This window comes from Streptomyces sp. NPDC102278, assembly GCF_044766345.1.
Taxonomy (GTDB): domain Bacteria; phylum Actinomycetota; class Actinomycetes; order Streptomycetales; family Streptomycetaceae; genus Streptomyces.
This window is the reverse complement of sequence record NZ_JBIWLV010000003.1, coordinates 470,989-485,523: the sequence shown is the minus strand read 5'-3', so window position 1 is coordinate 485,523 and position 14,535 is coordinate 470,989. Positions and strand designations below refer to the sequence as shown.

The following is a 14,535-nucleotide window of genomic DNA, read 5'->3' as shown; positions in this document are numbered from 1 at the left end:
TCGCGGTCGAGTTCCGCCACACCGTTCCGCCGCGCACCTCCGGCCCACCGGATCCACCACGCCGATCCGGCCCCCACCCGACCCCCGCCCGACCGGAACGCCGGCCTCACCACCCGCGAGCCCGTCCGCGCGCCCCGCCCCGCACCCGACCGAGCGCCGTACCAAGCACCCACCCGCTCGTCCGTCCGCGCCCCGCGCCCCGCGCCGGAGCGTCCCCGACCCGAAGGCCCTCCCGGCCCAGCCTCGCCGCGCGGGGCCCGCCACCTCCGACGCCGAGGTCGGCTCGCCACGCACTCCGCCGCGACCGATCACAGCGCGGCCAATGCGGCCAACGCAGCCGACGCAGCCGCCAGGTCGGCAGATCGGAAGGTCGGAAGGTCGGCAGGTCGGCAGGTCGGCAGGTCGGCCAGCTCAACGACTCCACGCGTCCGGTTTACGACGTTGACCCCGGATCGCCCCCACCCTTCGGCCCGGAATCACAACTTCCGCACATCTGTGGGCCGTTGGACGCCTTGATGTGACGTGCCCATGTCGGCAACCTGTCACCTGACGCCCACCCGAACGACATCCGGCGCCGCAACCATGGCCGCGCCCCACCGGGGTCGCACGGCCACCACCCCCCGCAACCAGGGAGCCCTCATGGCCCTCATACCCTCCGTCTACGCGCGTCGAATCGGCGTGCTCGCATCGGCCTCCGCTCTCGCCGCCCTGACCACCCTCGTCAGCGCCCCGGCCGCCCAGGCCTCCCCGCCCGCCCCCATCAGCGCCGCGGCCGCCCGTTCGTACCTGGCCACCGTCACACCCGCGGCGGAAGGTTCCCTCAGCGGCTACAGCCGTGACCTGTTCCCGCACTGGAGCACCGTCTCCGGTACCTGCAACACCCGCGAGACGGTCCTGAAACGCGACGGGGTGAACGTCGTACAGGACTCCGCCTGCGCCGCCGTCAGCGGCAGTTGGTACTCCGAGTACGACGGTGCGACCTGGACCGCGGCGTCCGACATCGACATCGACCACATGGTCCCGCTCGCCGAGGCCTGGCGTTCGGGGGCCGCCTCCTGGACCACGTCGAAGCGTCAGCAGTTCGCCAACGACCTCACCCGCCCGCAGCTCATCGCGGTCACCGACAACGTCAACCAGGCCAAGGGCGACCTCGACCCCGGCAAGTGGCTGCCCTCGCGCACCGCCTACCGCTGTACGTACGCCCGGATGTGGGTCCAGGTGAAGCAGTACTGGGGCCTCAAGATGGACTCCGGTGAGAAGACCGCCCTGTCGAACGTGCTCAACGGCTGCTGACGGCCGGCGGCACCTGACGACGGCCTGACAACCGCCTGAACAACCGCTGACGGCAGGGCGAGCGTTCGGCCGACCAGCCCGCCGGCCAGCCGGCCCGCCGGCCCGCCGGCCAGCCGTTCGGCCGGTGGGCCGACCGCAGACCTGACCCCGCCCCACGGCCCCGAGCGGAGGCCGATCTTTCTCCCCCGCCAGGGGGAGGCCAGGGCCCCCCTCCACCCCGTACCGTGATCGAAGGGGACATGAAGGAGGGGGAGTCTCATGGCCGGACTGCGTCTGGGGCCGCTGCTGCGTTACGTCGACTGGGACACGGGCGGCGCCGCGACCATATGGGTCGAGGCGGACCGCCCGTGCACGGCCGAGGTGCGGTGCGCGGACGGGGCGGGCGGCCGTGCGCACACCTTCCAGATAGAGGGCCATCACTACGCGTTGGTCCCGGTCACCGGCCTGACCCCGGGCACGACCAGCGCGTACGAGGTCCGGCTCGACGGAGCCCGGGTGTGGCCGCTGCCCGACAGCGGTTTCCCGCCCAGCACCATCACCGCGCCCGCCGTCGCGGGGCCCGGCCGGCCCGCTCCTGGGCTGCGGGTGACGTTCGGATCGTGCCGGCAGGCCGCGCCGCCCGCCGACCGGCGCGGGCCGCACGGCGCGGACGCGCTGGACACCCTCGCGGCGCGGCTGGCGGCCGATCCGGAAGCGATCAGACCGGACGTCCTGCTGCTGCTCGGCGACCAGGTGTACGCCGACCACCTCTCGCGGGCGACGAAGCGGTGGCTGGCGGCCCGCCGGGACCTGCGCGAGGCGCCGGGCGCGCAGGTCGCGAACTACGAGGAATACACCCGGCTGTACTACGAATCCTGGCTGGACCCGGAGATCCGCTGGCTGTTGTCGACGGTGTCGAGCCTGCACGTCTTCGACGACCACGACGTCATCGACGACTGGAACACCAGCGCGGCCTGGCTGGCGGAGATGCGGGCGACGCCCTGGTGGTCGGAGCGGGTGCTGAGCGGGTTGATGTCGTACTGGGTGCACCAGCACCTCGGCAACCTCTCCCCCGCCGAGTTGGAGGCGGACCCTCTGTACGAGGCGGTACGCGCCACCCCCGACGGCACGGACGCCCTGCGGGCCTTCGCCGCCGCGGCCGACGCCGATCCGGGCTCGGCCCGCTGGAGCTACCGGCGGGACTTCGGCCGCTCGCGGCTGCTGATGGTGGACACGCGCGCCGCGCGGGTGCTGGCCGAGGACCGGCGGGCGATGCTCGACCCGGCCGAGCAGGAGTGGCTGCGGGACAACGCCCTGGACGGGCACGGCGGCTATGACCACCTGCTGATCGGGTCCTCGCTGCCGTGGCTGATGCCGCCGTTGATCCATGACGCGGAAGTGTGGAACGCCGCCCTGTGTCGTGGGGAGCGGGGGCCCCGGTGGGCGCGGATCGGGGAGGACCTGCGGCGGCGCAGCGATCTGGAGCACTGGGCGGCGTTCCCGGGGTCCTTCGCGGCGCTGAGTGATCTGATCGAGGAGGTGGGGACGGGGCCGCGGGCACCGGCGACGGTGTGCGTGCTCTCGGGCGACGTGCACCACGCTTATGTGGCGGAGCCCCGAATACCGAGTACGGCGCGGGTGTTCCAGTTGACGTGCTCGCCCGTGCACAACTCCATCCACATGGCCGTGAAGTGGGGTTTCCGGCTGGGTTGGTCGCGGGTGGGGCGGTGGCTGGGTCGCGGGTTCTCCCGGCACGGGCGGACGGGTCGGCCGCCGCTGAGTTGGCGGCGTACGGGCGGCCCCTGGTTCGGGAATCAGTTGATGACGCTGGAACTGGCGGGTCGCACGGCACGGCTCCGCCTGGACCAGGCCCGGACGGGGTGGGGGCGCGGTTCGAAGGCTCGGCTGACGTCCGTTCTGGATCGTGAGCTGACCGAGTCCCGTTGACGTGCGCGTCCGGAAGAAGCCACAAGCCGGGCCTCGGGGAGTCGTCGTATCGTCACCCCGGGGATCCGGGGGGTCACTCCCAGGCGTACGCTGTCTGGCTGTCAAGCCGCCCCTGCCGCTCCCCGCGACGACGCGGCGCTTCGGACTGGGGAGTACCACTTGCTTGAGATCTTGGGGTCGCTGACCACAAGCCCCTGGATTTACGCCGTGGTGGCGGTGTCCGTCGTGCTCGACGTTTTCCTGCCGGTGTTGCCGAGCGGGGTGTTGGTGATCACTGCGGCCGCCGCCGCGGCCGCCGCCGGAGCGGCGGGTTCGCCGACGCCGGTTCCCGAGCAGGTGCCGGACATCATGGCGTTGCTGGTGATCGCGACGTCGGCTTCGGTGCTGGGGGATATGGCCGCGTTCCGGTTGGCGCGGCGCGGGGGTGCCCGGTTGGACCGGGCGATCGCCCGTTCTCGTCGGCTGACCCGGGCCCACGAGCGGTTGGGGGTGGCTCTGGCGCGTGGCGGCGGCGCCCTGGTGGTGATCGCCAGGTTCGCCCCGGCGGGCCGTTCGGTGGTGTCGTTGGGTGCGGGCAAGACCCAGCGCAAGGTCAAGGAGTTCCTGCCCTGGTCGGTCCTGGCGGGCATGACCTGGGCGGGGTACAGCGTGGCGCTGGGCTATTTCGGCACGCAGTGGCTGGGCACGACGTGGCTGGGTACCGCGGTGTCGTTGATCGCGCTGTTCGCGGCGGGCTCGCTGGCGGCGTTCCTGCTGCGCCGCCCGGGGCCGGGCTCCGCCGCGGCGGCCTGATCCCGTACGGCACGGGTGCCCGTACCGCACATACCTCGGGTCGGGGCGCAGGAGGTGGATGTGCTGACCACCCGGGCCGCCGTACCGGTGGCGGACGGCTCGGGCGCACGCTGCGCGTCACCCGTACGGCGGCCCGCTAGCCCGGGTGGGGGTGGTGTGTCACCCGTTCACCCGACAGCGATCGCCGCCGCCGGGCTGGGCTTCTAGCGTCCACAGCACGGTGCGCGACCGAATCCGCGTCACATCCGTGCCCTGGCCGCGCCGTTTCGAGGAGCCCGAGGAGTTCTCTCCATGCCCGCCACCCGCATCCGGCACCACCTGATGAGAGGCGCGGCCGCGACGCTCGTCGTCGCCGCCGTCACACCCGTCACCCTGGCCTACGCCCGCCCCACGGCTACCCTGTCCCCGTACACCGTCGCTCCCGGCGGTCGGGTCAGCCTGAACGTCCAGGGTTGCGGCACCAAGACCGGCCGGGCCACCTCCTCCGCGTTCCCCGATGTCCAGTTGACGCCGGGCAACCTGGAGGCCACCAACCTGTTCGGCAGCGCCACCGTCCACCGCAGCGCCCGCACCGGCTCGCACCCCGTCACCTACGAGTGCGGCGGCAGCGGCGGCGAGCGGGTCACCGTCACCCTGAACGTGGCCACGGGCGCCGCCCGCGGCGGCCTGGGCGGCAGCATCGACACGATGGGCCCGGGCAGCATCGCCCTCGGTGGGGCACTCGTCGCGGTCGCCCTCGGCGCCGGCGCGTGGGTGATCCGGCGCCGCACGGAGCGGACCGCCTGAACGGCGGCAGCAGCCGCGGACGCCACAGGACGGCCCGACACAGGACGGAGACCCGCCCGGCTCACGCCCGCCCTGCACAGACCCGCCCTGCACAGACCCGCCCGGCTCACGCCCGCCGGGCGTAGACCCACCGGCTCAGGAAGCGGCGTGGGCTCCCCTGACCTGGAGACCGTCCAGCAGGTCCCGGGTCGCCTCGGCGATGGCGTCGACGGCTGCGGCGAACACCTCCTGGTTGTGTGCGGCGGGCGCCCGGAAGCCGGACACCTTGCGCACGTACTGGAGCGCTGCCGCGCGGATCTCCTCCTCGGTGGCCTTCTCGGGGAGGACGGGCGGGCGCAGGGTCTTAATGGAACGGCACATGCCTCCACTATCCCGCTACCGGGGCAGCTCGGCCCCGGAAAGCTTCATGATCAACCCGGCCTGGAGCCGCCCCTTCAGCTCGGGGTCGGTGACCTCCTCCAACAGCCCGACCGCCTGCGCCATCGACTCGGCGGCCCGCCTGTCGTCCCGCAGCGAGGCGCTCTGGTCGGCCATGTGCCGGAGCGCGATGTCGGCCCGTCGGTGGAACAGCTGCCCGATGAGCGTGACGACCAGGCCGACCGAACTGGTCACCACGCCGAGGTACAGCTCCCCGCTGCTCTCCGCCTTCCACACGGCCAGCGCCACCCCCAGCAGCAGGATGGCCGCCCCCACGCCGGCGAACCGCTGGCTGGTCACGAAGCTGCTCCGCGCCTGCGTCAGCCCGTAGGCGTAGTACTCGACGAGGAGGGGGGTGAAGTCGTCGTGCCGATCACCCGGTTGCGCGGGCCGCCCGACCGTCCTCGGTACGAGCCATCCGGTGTCCCCGTACTTGGGATCGCGCGCCTCCGGCTCGGGCGGCGCCTGCGACCCCGTCCGCGCGAGCAACCGCGCCCGCTCCGCGTCCCGCCGCCGCTCGAACGCCGCCCCCGCGGCCCGCTCCGCCACGACGTACACCGCGCCGGCGACCAACACCGCGATCCCCGCTAAGACCCACTCCCCCATTCTCCGACCATCCCACGCCCCCGACCCCCCGCCAAGACGGCCCCCACCCCGCCCTCACGGACATCCGCCGAAGCAAGGCCGTCAACTCGGGCCGTCAACTCCGCTGCCCCCTCAGCACGTTGGCGTCACCACCAAGCCCACTTCCTCTTCCGAAGCTCCCGCATCCGCGCCTGGGCCTGCTCGATCTCCGCCCGCGCACTCCCCCGTCGAGTCCGGCGCCCCTGATGCCTGACCCACTGGCCGCTCCCGATGAGCGCCTTGTTCCGACAACGACTCCCACTCTTCGTGACCGCGCCGCACCTCGGTCGCGTCACCTCGCACCCTCCTCGCTCACCGATGCCGGCTCCCCTCGCACGGTGCCCGAGAACACCGAGGCCCAGAAAGGACGCACGGGAAGGGGACGGTGGCAAGGTGTCGACGCGTCGGCGCAGAGGGGGCGGTATAGACCCACATCCGACCGGACCGTGCAGGGCGAGCGAAGCCGCAAACCCGGTGGCATGCCCTACGGCCCACACGGCTGCCGGGGGGGGCCGAGATGGCACACGAAAGCCCCCAACCATGATCGGTTGGGGGCCTTCGTACCGGTGGGCGCGGACGGTTTCGAACCGCCGACATCCGCTTTGTAAGAGCGGCGCTCTACCCCTGAGCTACGCACCCGTGGATGAGTGGACAGCCTACATGGCGGGCGCACCCCCCACGCAAACCCGTTCCCGTGGGGGAGAATGGAGCGGGGCATGGCGGACGCGGTACGGGAGAGGGATTGTGACGACGGCATCCCGGCGGTGGTTCGGTGGGCGGGACGAGAGTCGGCGGGCGGACGCGCAGGCGGCGAAGGATGCCGCCGCGGCGGCGTTCTACGACCTGGACACGGCGCAGCGGGACCTGCGGATCTCGATCGAGACGATCGCCGCGGCGGACGGTTCGCCGGACGCGCTGCGGGCGACGGAGGGGTTCGCCGCGCTCGGGCGGCGGATCGACGAGGTCAGTCACGTGTACATCGAGGCGGTGGACGCGCACGACTTGGACCGGGTCGAGCTGGAGGCCTCGGTCGCGGCGCGGGCGACGCAGGAGTTGACGCGGGCGCGGGACGAGCTGATCCGGGTCAAGGGGGAGCTGGAGCGGTTCGAGCAGGGGTTGCGGCCGCTGTTGGACAAGGCGGAGACGCAGTTGGCGCGGGTGGCGCCGGCGCGGGAGCGGGCGAAGGCCGCGCTGCTGGCGGCGAGCGACGCGCTGGACGAGGTGCGCGGCAAGGGGATGCGGGCGGACGATCTGGCGGCGCGGTTGGCGGCGCTGGGTCCGGAGCTGACCAAGTTGAACCAAGGCGCCGCCCGGCACGGCGTGCAGGAGACGGTGCAGCGGGCGGACCGGATACTTCGGGACGCCGAGGGGGTCAGGGCCGAGGCGGCGCGGTTGCCGGCGCGTGCGGCCGAGATCGATCGGCGGCTGGTGAGTCTGCGGACCCGGGCGCAGGCGTTGCGCAATCGGGCGGACCGGGTGGATCCGGTGCTCAGCGAGTTGCGGCGGCGGTTCTCGGCGGCGTGTTGGCAGGACCTGCAACACGTGCCGGACCAAGCGGTTCGGGAGGTCGCGCAGGCGGAGGAGCGGTTGGCCGAGGCGGGCCGGGCGCGGGACGAGCAGCGGTGGGCGGACGTGGCGGCGTCGATCGAGGCGGTGCGCGGTTCGCTGGACATGACCGACGAGGCGGTGTCGGCGGCGCAGGACCGCTTGACGCGGTTGGAGGCGGTGGCGCGGGATCCGCAGGAGGAGGTGCGGCGGACGCGGTTCGCGATCCGGGACGCGCAGCGGCTGGCGATGGAGGGCCGCAGTGTGCCCGATCCGCGGCACGCGGGGCCGCTGGACGAGTCGGTGGCGCGGATGGACCGGGCGCTCTCGGGTTTGGAGGGGCGGCATCCGGACTACTGGCATTTCCTTCAGGAGATGGAGGGTGTGCGGGCGTCCGTGAACCGGGTGGTCGCCGACATCCGGGAGCAGCGCGGCCACGGCCAGTGACCCGGCCATCCGGGCGACCGGGCAACCGGGCTGACCGGGCTGACCGGGCTGACCGGGCTGACCGCCACCGTGTCGGGGTCAGGGGTCAGGGTCACGGCCGAGCGGCGCGGGCACGGCGGGCAGCACCGCTGAGGTTGTCGTGCGCCGCGGGGCGGCGGATGCTGAGGGTAGGGCACCCGCGGTTGCCGCCGTCGGGCGTGCGGCCCGAGGCAGAGGAGGCCCGATCATGGCCACCACGCACACGGGGCCGAGCCGGACGGGGCCGCGCCGCACGGGGCGAAGCCCTACGGGGCCAGGCAGCCCTACGGGGCCAGGCCAGGCGGAGCCGCGACAGACGGGGCGGCGCGTGCGTCGGCCGGTCCGGACCCGGCTGGACGAGCACCTTCCCGTGGATCACCGGTTGAGCAGGGTGTACCGGGTGGGTGCGGGTCTGACCGGGGTGCTGTTGATCGTCTTCGGGATCCTGGGGTTGATCGACCGGGTCGGTTTCTTCGACACGGGCGGCGACACGGTTCTCACGCTGAACACGAACGGGGCGTTGAGCGTCCTGTCGATCCTCGTCGGGCTGCTGCTGATCGGCGGGATGGTGGTGGGCGGGAACTTCGCCTCGACGCTCAACATCGTGCTGGGCGTGCTGTTCATCGCGAGTGGGTTCGTGAACCTCGCGCTGCTGGACACCGGAATGAACTTCCTCGCCTTCCACATCCCGAACGTGCTGTTCAGCTTCGTGGTCGGCGTGATGTTGATGTGGTTCGGGATGTACGGGCGGGTGGGCAGCGCGCTGCCGCACGACAATCCGTACTGGCGTGCGCGCCACCCCGAGCAGGCGGCCCGCGAGCAGCGGGCGCGGTCCAGGAACGGTTTCCGCGGATAGCCCCTGGTGGGCCGACTCGGCGGACAGCCCTTGGCGGCCGACTCGGCGGACAGCCCTTGATGGGCCGACCCGGGGGGCCAACCCCTGGTGGGCCAATCCGGCGGCGCGTACGCCCGCCGTGGGATACCGGACGGCCTGCGCACTGCGTAGCCTGTCCGCATGCCTCGTTACGAATACCGCTGCCGGACCTGCGACGACACCTTCGAGGTGAGTCGTCCGATGGCCGAGTCGTCCGCCCCCGCCGACTGCCCCGCCGGGCACGCCGACACCGTGAAACTGCTCTCCGCCGTCGCCGTCGGCGGATCCTCGGGCGGCGGCGCGCCCGCCCCCGCCCCCATGGGTGGAGGCGGAGGCGGCTGCTGCGGTGGAGGCGGCTGCGGCTGAGCCGGCCGCGACCAGGCCGCCCTGCGCGACCGCGTCAGCCCGCCCTGCCCGACAGCGTCAGGCCGCCTTGCGCGACAGCGTCAGGCCGTCCGAGATCGCCAGCATCACGGATTCCATGCGGGTGTCCGCCCGTACGTGTTCGTTGAACGCGCGAACGCCCGCCGCCGAGCCCGTGGCGGATTCGTCGAGTACGGACCCGTGGAACAGCGTGTTGTCGGTGACGATCAGCCCGCCGGGCCGCAGTCTCGGCACGAGTTCCTCCCAGTAGGCGATCTGGCTCTCCTTGTCGGCGTCCACGTAGGCCATGTCGATGTGCGGTTCCCTCGGCATGGCCGACAGGGTGTCCAGTGCCTTGCCGATCCGCAGTTCGACCCGGTCGGCGACGCCCGCGGCCTCCCAGGCCTCGCGTCCGTACGCCGTCCACTCCTCGGAGACGTCGCAGGCGATCAACTTGCCGTCGGCCGGCAGCGCCTGTGCCATCGACAGGGAGGAGAAGCCGGTGAAGGTACCCACCTCGACGATGTGCCGGGCGCCGGTCAGGCGGACCAGGAAGGCCAGCAGCGGCCCCTGTTCCTCGGCCGACTGCATCCCCGCACTGTCCGGGAACTTCTCGTAGGTGGTCGCGACGAGCCCCCGCTGGACCGCGTCCAGCGGGGGGTTGTGCGCGAGCACGTACCGGTACAGCTCATCAGTGATCTTGGTGCTGTTGCCCTTGGTCATGGGCACCAGTCTGCCGAGTCAGCGGCCCGTCGTATCGGTCGCCCGCCGGAAAGCCCTGACGATTTCCTCGCCCGCGAGGACGCCTCCCACGGTCAGGGCGGTGACCGACGGCGCGGTCCAGCCGGCGTCGGCGAGTTCGCCGTGTCCCGGTCGCCACCCCCGGTCCGCGGCCAGCAGCAGGTCGGCGTCCAGCAGCGAGTCGCCGGCGGCCAGCGTCATGGTCGCGCCCGTGCGCCGGGCGACTTCCCGCATGGCGGCGCTCTTGGTCAGCGGGCGCGGAACGGCGTAGATCTTGCGGCCCTGGAGGGACACCGTCCAGCCGCGGTCCTCGGCCCACTCCGCCAGTGCCTTGAGCCACTCCGGCGGGACCAGTTCCCGCTCGACGACCAGGTACGCGAACAGGTCCTCGGCGATCCGCGCCTTGCGCAGCCACGCCGGGTCCGCCGTGGCCAGCAGGTGGGCCTGGACCTCCTCCAGCGGGGCGCACTCCTCGGCCAGCCGTGTCGCGACGTCCCGGCGCCAGTCCCGGTCGGGGATCCCGTCGACCAGCAGCTGTCCGCCGTTGGCGCAGATCGCGTACTTCGCCGGGCGGCCGGGGAAGCGGATCCGCTGGTACTGCTTGCGGGTGCGCGTCGTGGTCGGCACGAAGACGACGCCCGGGTCCGCGGACAGCTCCGTCAGCAGCCCCGCCGCCGTCTCGGTCATGTACGACAGCGGCTTGTGCTCGTGCACTTCCACGCACAGCAGCCGGGGGGCCACCGGGTCGGGCATGGTCAGCGCGAGGGCGGCCGTGGAGTAGATGAGCGTACGGTCGAGGTCACTGGCTACGAGGACGGTCACTTGGCGGACACAGCCTTTCCGTCGGCGCCGGTGGCGCCGCGCGTGAAACGAGGGTGGATGAGCCCCACGCACGTGTAGGGCAGCCCGTCCACCTCCTCGACCGGCACCCCCCGCTGCTCGGCGAGCAGGCGTACGTGGTCGAGGTCTGCTCCGGCGCCGCGCTTGGCCAGGATCTTCCACGGGACCCGGCGCAGGAGCACCCGCGTCGTCTCGCCCACGCCGGGCTTGACCAGGTTCACGTCGTGGATGCCGTACTCCTCGCTGATGCGTTCCACGGCCGCCCAGCCCACCCACGTGGGGGTGCGGTCGGTCGCGAGCAGCTCCTTGACCTCGTCGTCGACGGAGTCGGCCACCTCGTCGAAGTGCGCGGCGACGGTGTCGACGAAGTCGACGGAGACGTCGGATCCGGCGAGTTCGCGGTAGAACTTCGCGCCGTGGAAGTCGGTGGGTCCGACCAGGTCGGCGCGGAGCACCGTACGTGAGATGAGGCCGGAGACCGTGGAGTTGAGGCAGGCGGAGGGTATGAGGAAGTCCTCGCGCGTGCCGTACGTGGGCACGCAGGAGCCGGGGTCGGCGAGGACCACGATCTCCGGATCGAAGCCGTCGAACTCCGCCAGGGCGGCGGCGAGCTCGCGCGTGATGGCGCCCTTGCCCGTCCAGCCGTCGACGAAGAGGATGTCGGCGGGGTCGTGGTGGGCGGCCAGCCAGCGCAGCGCGTTGGCGTCGATGCCCCGGCCGCGCACGATGGACACGGCGTAGTGGGGCAGGTCCAGGCCGTGCCGGGCCTGGGCCCATCGGCGCATCAGCACGCCGACGGGGGTGCCGGCGCGGGCCAGGGAGACCAGGACCGGGGACGGGGAGCGTTCGGCGAGGACGGTTTCGGTGACGGTGCCGACGGCGCGCGCGATGCGGGCCGCGGAGGCGGTCAGCGCGCTCTGGTACAGCTCCTGGTACGCGGGGGACGGCTGGTATTCCACGGGCAGGGACTCGGCGTAGTGCGCGCCGCCCGCCTGGATGGCCTCCTCGCGTTCCTCGGTGGGGGCCTCCAGTTCCACGTCGGAGAAGTCCTGGAGCAGCCAGCCGACGTCCTCGGCGGCGTAGGAGGAGAAGGCGGGCCCGCGCAGGGGCTCGGTCATGATCGGCTCCTGCCGCTCGGACGGGGTGGGGGGCGTGTACGACGGTACGACGGCCAGCAGGACCCGCCCGGTGTGCGGGGCGAGCCGGGCCAGGAGCCCATCGGGGGCGTGCAGGGCGGCGGTGTCGCCGTGGGAGTCCACGACGGCCACGACGGCGTCGAAGCCACCGCCCGCGGCGCCCCGGACGTTGTAGGCGTAGCGGTCGCCCGGCCCGTCGGCCGGGGCGTCGTGCGCCGGGAAGACCAGACGGCTGCGGATGGCGTAGCCGGGGTCGTCGACGGCGAGCACGGGCGAGCGGGTGGTCGTGGAGAAGCGGACCTCGCGGGTCGCCCCGGTGCCGGGCGCGGGGCCGGCGGCCCAGGACTCCTCCAGGGCCAGCGCGAGCCGCATCGGCGCGTACATCAGCTCCTCGTTGCCGAGGACGAGGACCCGTACGGGTGCCGGGCCCGAAACGACGCCCCGATCCGCACCGCGATCCGTGTCCGAGGCTTCGGCGAGGGTCTCGTCCAGGGCCTCGGCCAGCCGTCCGGCCAGGCCGGGCAGGGCGGCCTCCAGCCGGGCGCGGTGCGCGGGGGTGAAACCGTGCCGGCCGCCGTCGGGCACCCCGGCGGGCCAGTCCAGTGCGACCCGCCGGACGGGGGCGGCGGACCCGTCGACGCCCGGAGCCGCGGCGTCCTCGGTCGTCTCGTGCTCCTCGACCAGCGCCTGCCCCTTGGCCAGTACCCCGTCGGGAAGCCGCACGGTCCCGGAGGCCAGGGCGACGAGGTCGACGCGGGCGCCCAGCTCGGCGGCGAAGGCGTCGAGCCGGCCGCGGTCGGCCTCGGAGCGCATGTCCACGAGGGCGACCACGACGTAGTGCGCGCGCGGGTGGCGGGCGTGCAGGTCGCGGATGGTGTTCAGGACCGTGTTGCCGGTGGAGAACTCGTCGTCGACGAGGACCAGCGGGCCGCTGCCGGCCAGCAGCTCCGGGTCCTCGGGCAGCAGCAGGTGCGAGGTGGCGTGCGAGTGGGCCTCCTCGAAGCCGCCGGCCTGCGCGACGCCCGGCACGGGGCGGCGGGTGGAGTGCAGGTACGGGGCGAGCCCGAGGCCGTCGGCGACGCTGTGGCCGAGTCCGGTGGCGGTCTCGGCGTACCCGAGGACGACCGCGCGGGCGGCCGCGTCGTCACCGAGGAGCTTCCTCACCCGTTCCCCGAGCCCGAACCCGGCGCCGTGGACGACCGCCGGGGACTGCGGGACGTGCTTGCCCAGGACCCGGGAGACCAGCAGGTGGGCCCGCTTGGGATTGCGCCGCAGCGCGAGCCCGAGCAGCTCCTCCAGCGGCGGTTCCCCGCCCGACCCGGAAGCGACGGACGAGCCCGGTGCTCCCTCGCCTCCGCGCCGTTCCAGGCCGACGCCCAGCCGGTCCGCGACCCAGGTTCCCGACCACACCTCTTCGATCGTCTTCCCTCTCTCGTCTTGAACGTCTTGTTGGACATCTTGTTGGACGTCTTGTTGAACGTCTTGAAGATTGTCCGCGGTCACGGGCGGTCTCACACCTGGAGCCCGGCCGTGAGCAGGTCGACGAAGCCGACCTCTTCGCGCGCCACACCGAAGACCTCCGCGCGCAGCATGGTGCGCTCTGCCCAGGCCCGGTGGGGCTTCACCTCGTTCATCTTGTTCGTGTAGGCGGAACGCATCACGCCGCCGCCGTCGCGCTCGGGGCGCAGGATGTCCTGGGCGTCGCTGAACTCCTCGTGGGAGACCACCGACAGGGCGTGGACGGGCGTGACGTGCGCGGGGTGGATGCAGGTCTTGCCCAGCAGCCCGTTGGCCCGGTCGAGCTCGATCTCGCGCAGCAGGCCGTCCAGGTCGTGTTCGATGAGGGCGGTGCGGAGTTCCTCGACGCCCTCCTCCAGGAAGGGGCTGCGCCGCAGCTGCGGCTTGAAGAGGCGCTGCTGGCTGCGGAAGTACTCCCAGACGGGGCCGGTGACGGTGAAGCCGGTGCCGTCGGCCCTGCTGAGCACGTTGACCACGTCGGCGATGACGCCCGCGACGATCTGCACGTCGTAGGCGGTCATGTCCGGGGTGCGGCGCAGTCCGTACGCGGAGCAGAAGTCGGTGACGCCCAGGCGCAGGGCCAGGACGTGCTCGCGGTACCGGTTGACCGTGCGGGAGATGCCGGCGAGGGCCTCGACGCGGGTTTCCAGGTGCAGCAGGTCCGGGGTTTCCAGGACGGGCATGGCATACAGGCGTGGCAGCCCGTTGCGGTTCTCGGCGTCGGCCACGGCGTCGAGGAAGGCCGTCCCCCGGGTTTCGGTGAACTTCGGGAGTACGAATCCGGCCAGATGCCGGGCCGTGCCGCCGAGTCGGCGCACCAGGTCGGGTATCTGCTCGGGCGTGCGGACGCGGATGAAGAGCAGGGGGAGCTCGTCCTCCTGCGCGTCGAGTGCCTCGAACTGACGGATCAGGTTCGTCTCGCCGGATCCGACCTCGGCGTCGCTGATGGAATCCTCCAGGCAGAGGACCATGGAGAGGACTCCGCGGGCGGCCTGTTTGCGGATGTCGGCGGCGAGGTGGGGGCGGGTGGCGGGGCTGTAGAGGGTGGCGCCGAGTGCGGCCGCGAGCAGGCGGGAGGGGGAGGCGGCGGTGAACTCGACCGGCTCCTGGTGGAACAGGTCCTTGCGGACCGTGGGCGAAATGTGCCCGAAGTGACGCATGTGCTTCCCCCGTACTGCTCGGCGGCCCAACTGGCGTGGCCGGTAATAGTACGTA

13 protein-coding genes and 1 tRNA gene are annotated in these 14,535 nt (G+C 72.7%); 7 read left to right on the top strand and 7 right to left on the bottom strand.

Annotation, left to right across the window (positions count from 1 at the left end; translation table 11 throughout):
- Nucleotides 1-648: 648 nt before the first annotated feature.
- The 4 genes from ACIRO3_RS11270 to ACIRO3_RS11255 all read left to right on the top strand — a co-directional run bounded on the left by ACIRO3_RS11270 (nt 649) and on the right by ACIRO3_RS11255 (nt 4,797).
- A complete protein-coding gene (locus ACIRO3_RS11270) occupies nt 649-1,293 on the top strand; it encodes an HNH endonuclease family protein (RefSeq protein ID WP_404135330.1) in 645 nt (214 codons plus the stop codon).
- Between the two features lie 258 nt (nt 1,294-1,551).
- Nucleotides 1,552-3,219 carry an alkaline phosphatase D family protein gene (locus tag ACIRO3_RS11265; protein ID WP_404134921.1) on the top strand — a complete coding sequence of 556 codons (1,668 nt, stop codon included), beginning with the start codon at nt 1,552-1,554 and terminating at the stop codon, nt 3,217-3,219.
- Nucleotides 3,220-3,378: 159 nt separating this feature from the next.
- The gene (locus ACIRO3_RS11260; RefSeq protein WP_404134918.1) at nt 3,379-4,011 is read left to right on the top strand and encodes a DedA family protein; all 633 of its coding nucleotides are present in this window, start codon (nt 3,379-3,381) and stop codon (nt 4,009-4,011) included.
- A 291-nt stretch (nt 4,012-4,302) separates the two neighbouring features.
- On the top strand, nt 4,303-4,797 hold the full coding sequence (locus tag ACIRO3_RS11255) for a hypothetical protein (protein ID WP_404134916.1): 495 nt from the start codon (nt 4,303-4,305) through the stop codon (nt 4,795-4,797).
- 135 nt (nt 4,798-4,932) lie between these two features.
- On the opposite strand, the gene ACIRO3_RS11250 is transcribed toward ACIRO3_RS11255, so the two are convergent.
- The 3 genes from ACIRO3_RS11250 to ACIRO3_RS11240 form a co-directional block, all read right to left on the bottom strand.
- Nucleotides 4,933-5,157 carry a DUF2277 domain-containing protein gene (locus tag ACIRO3_RS11250; protein WP_361780078.1) on the bottom strand — a complete coding sequence of 75 codons (225 nt, stop codon included), beginning with the start codon at nt 5,155-5,157 and terminating at the stop codon, nt 4,933-4,935.
- A 15-nt stretch (nt 5,158-5,172) separates the two neighbouring features.
- Complete coding sequence (locus tag ACIRO3_RS11245) at nt 5,173-5,820, bottom strand: hypothetical protein (RefSeq protein WP_404134910.1); 648 nt, start codon at nt 5,818-5,820, stop codon at nt 5,173-5,175.
- A gap of 585 nt (nt 5,821-6,405) precedes the next feature.
- Nucleotides 6,406-6,477: transfer RNA gene (locus tag ACIRO3_RS11240), tRNA-Val, on the bottom strand.
- 105 nt (nt 6,478-6,582) lie between these two features.
- Here ACIRO3_RS11240 and ACIRO3_RS11235 point away from each other — a divergent pair.
- The 3 genes from ACIRO3_RS11235 to ACIRO3_RS11225 all read left to right on the top strand — a co-directional run bounded on the left by ACIRO3_RS11235 (nt 6,583) and on the right by ACIRO3_RS11225 (nt 9,088).
- Nucleotides 6,583-7,830 carry a hypothetical protein gene (locus tag ACIRO3_RS11235; RefSeq protein WP_361780093.1) on the top strand — a complete coding sequence of 416 codons (1,248 nt, stop codon included), beginning with the start codon at nt 6,583-6,585 and terminating at the stop codon, nt 7,828-7,830.
- A 226-nt stretch (nt 7,831-8,056) separates the two neighbouring features.
- A complete protein-coding gene (locus tag ACIRO3_RS11230; RefSeq protein ID WP_404134907.1) occupies nt 8,057-8,704 on the top strand; it encodes a DUF4383 domain-containing protein in 648 nt (215 codons plus the stop codon).
- A gap of 159 nt (nt 8,705-8,863) precedes the next feature.
- Entirely contained in the window at nt 8,864-9,088 is a 225-nt protein-coding gene (locus tag ACIRO3_RS11225) for a zinc ribbon domain-containing protein (protein ID WP_361780099.1), read from the top strand.
- Between the two features lie 57 nt (nt 9,089-9,145).
- On the opposite strand, the gene ACIRO3_RS11220 is transcribed toward ACIRO3_RS11225, so the two are convergent.
- From ACIRO3_RS11220 to ACIRO3_RS11205, 4 genes are all read right to left on the bottom strand, one after another.
- The gene (locus ACIRO3_RS11220) at nt 9,146-9,808 is read right to left on the bottom strand and encodes an O-methyltransferase (protein ID WP_361780102.1); all 663 of its coding nucleotides are present in this window, start codon (nt 9,806-9,808) and stop codon (nt 9,146-9,148) included.
- Nucleotides 9,809-9,826: 18 nt separating this feature from the next.
- Nucleotides 9,827-10,648, bottom strand: coding sequence for an HAD family hydrolase (locus ACIRO3_RS11215; protein ID WP_404134903.1), 822 nt, complete (start codon nt 10,646-10,648; stop codon nt 9,827-9,829).
- The gene (locus ACIRO3_RS11210) at nt 10,645-13,221 is read right to left on the bottom strand and encodes a phosphoribosyltransferase (protein WP_404135327.1); all 2,577 of its coding nucleotides are present in this window, start codon (nt 13,219-13,221) and stop codon (nt 10,645-10,647) included. Before ACIRO3_RS11210 ends, ACIRO3_RS11215 begins: the two co-directional genes overlap by 4 nt.
- A 92-nt stretch (nt 13,222-13,313) precedes the next feature.
- A complete protein-coding gene (locus ACIRO3_RS11205) occupies nt 13,314-14,480 on the bottom strand; it encodes an HpcH/HpaI aldolase/citrate lyase family protein (protein ID WP_404134901.1) in 1,167 nt (388 codons plus the stop codon).
- Nucleotides 14,481-14,535: the final 55 nt, after the last annotated feature.

Excerpts from the sequence above, each read along its gene's own strand:
- ACIRO3_RS11265 (WP_404134921.1), top strand. The coding sequence starts at position 1,552 with ATGGCCGGACTGCGTCTGGGGCCGCTGCTGCGTTACGTCGACTGGGAC.
- ACIRO3_RS11255 (WP_404134916.1), top strand. The coding sequence starts at position 4,303 with ATGCCCGCCACCCGCATCCGGCACCACCTGATGAGAGGCGCGGCCGCG.
- ACIRO3_RS11250 (WP_361780078.1), bottom strand. The coding sequence starts at position 5,157 with ATGTGCCGTTCCATTAAGACCCTGCGCCCGCCCGTCCTCCCCGAGAAG.
- ACIRO3_RS11245 (WP_404134910.1), bottom strand. The coding sequence starts at position 5,820 with ATGGGGGAGTGGGTCTTAGCGGGGATCGCGGTGTTGGTCGCCGGCGCG.
- ACIRO3_RS11230 (WP_404134907.1), top strand. The coding sequence starts at position 8,057 with ATGGCCACCACGCACACGGGGCCGAGCCGGACGGGGCCGCGCCGCACG.
- ACIRO3_RS11225 (WP_361780099.1), top strand. The coding sequence starts at position 8,864 with ATGCCTCGTTACGAATACCGCTGCCGGACCTGCGACGACACCTTCGAG.
- ACIRO3_RS11220 (WP_361780102.1), bottom strand. The coding sequence starts at position 9,808 with ATGACCAAGGGCAACAGCACCAAGATCACTGATGAGCTGTACCGGTAC.
- ACIRO3_RS11205 (WP_404134901.1), bottom strand. The coding sequence starts at position 14,480 with ATGCGTCACTTCGGGCACATTTCGCCCACGGTCCGCAAGGACCTGTTC.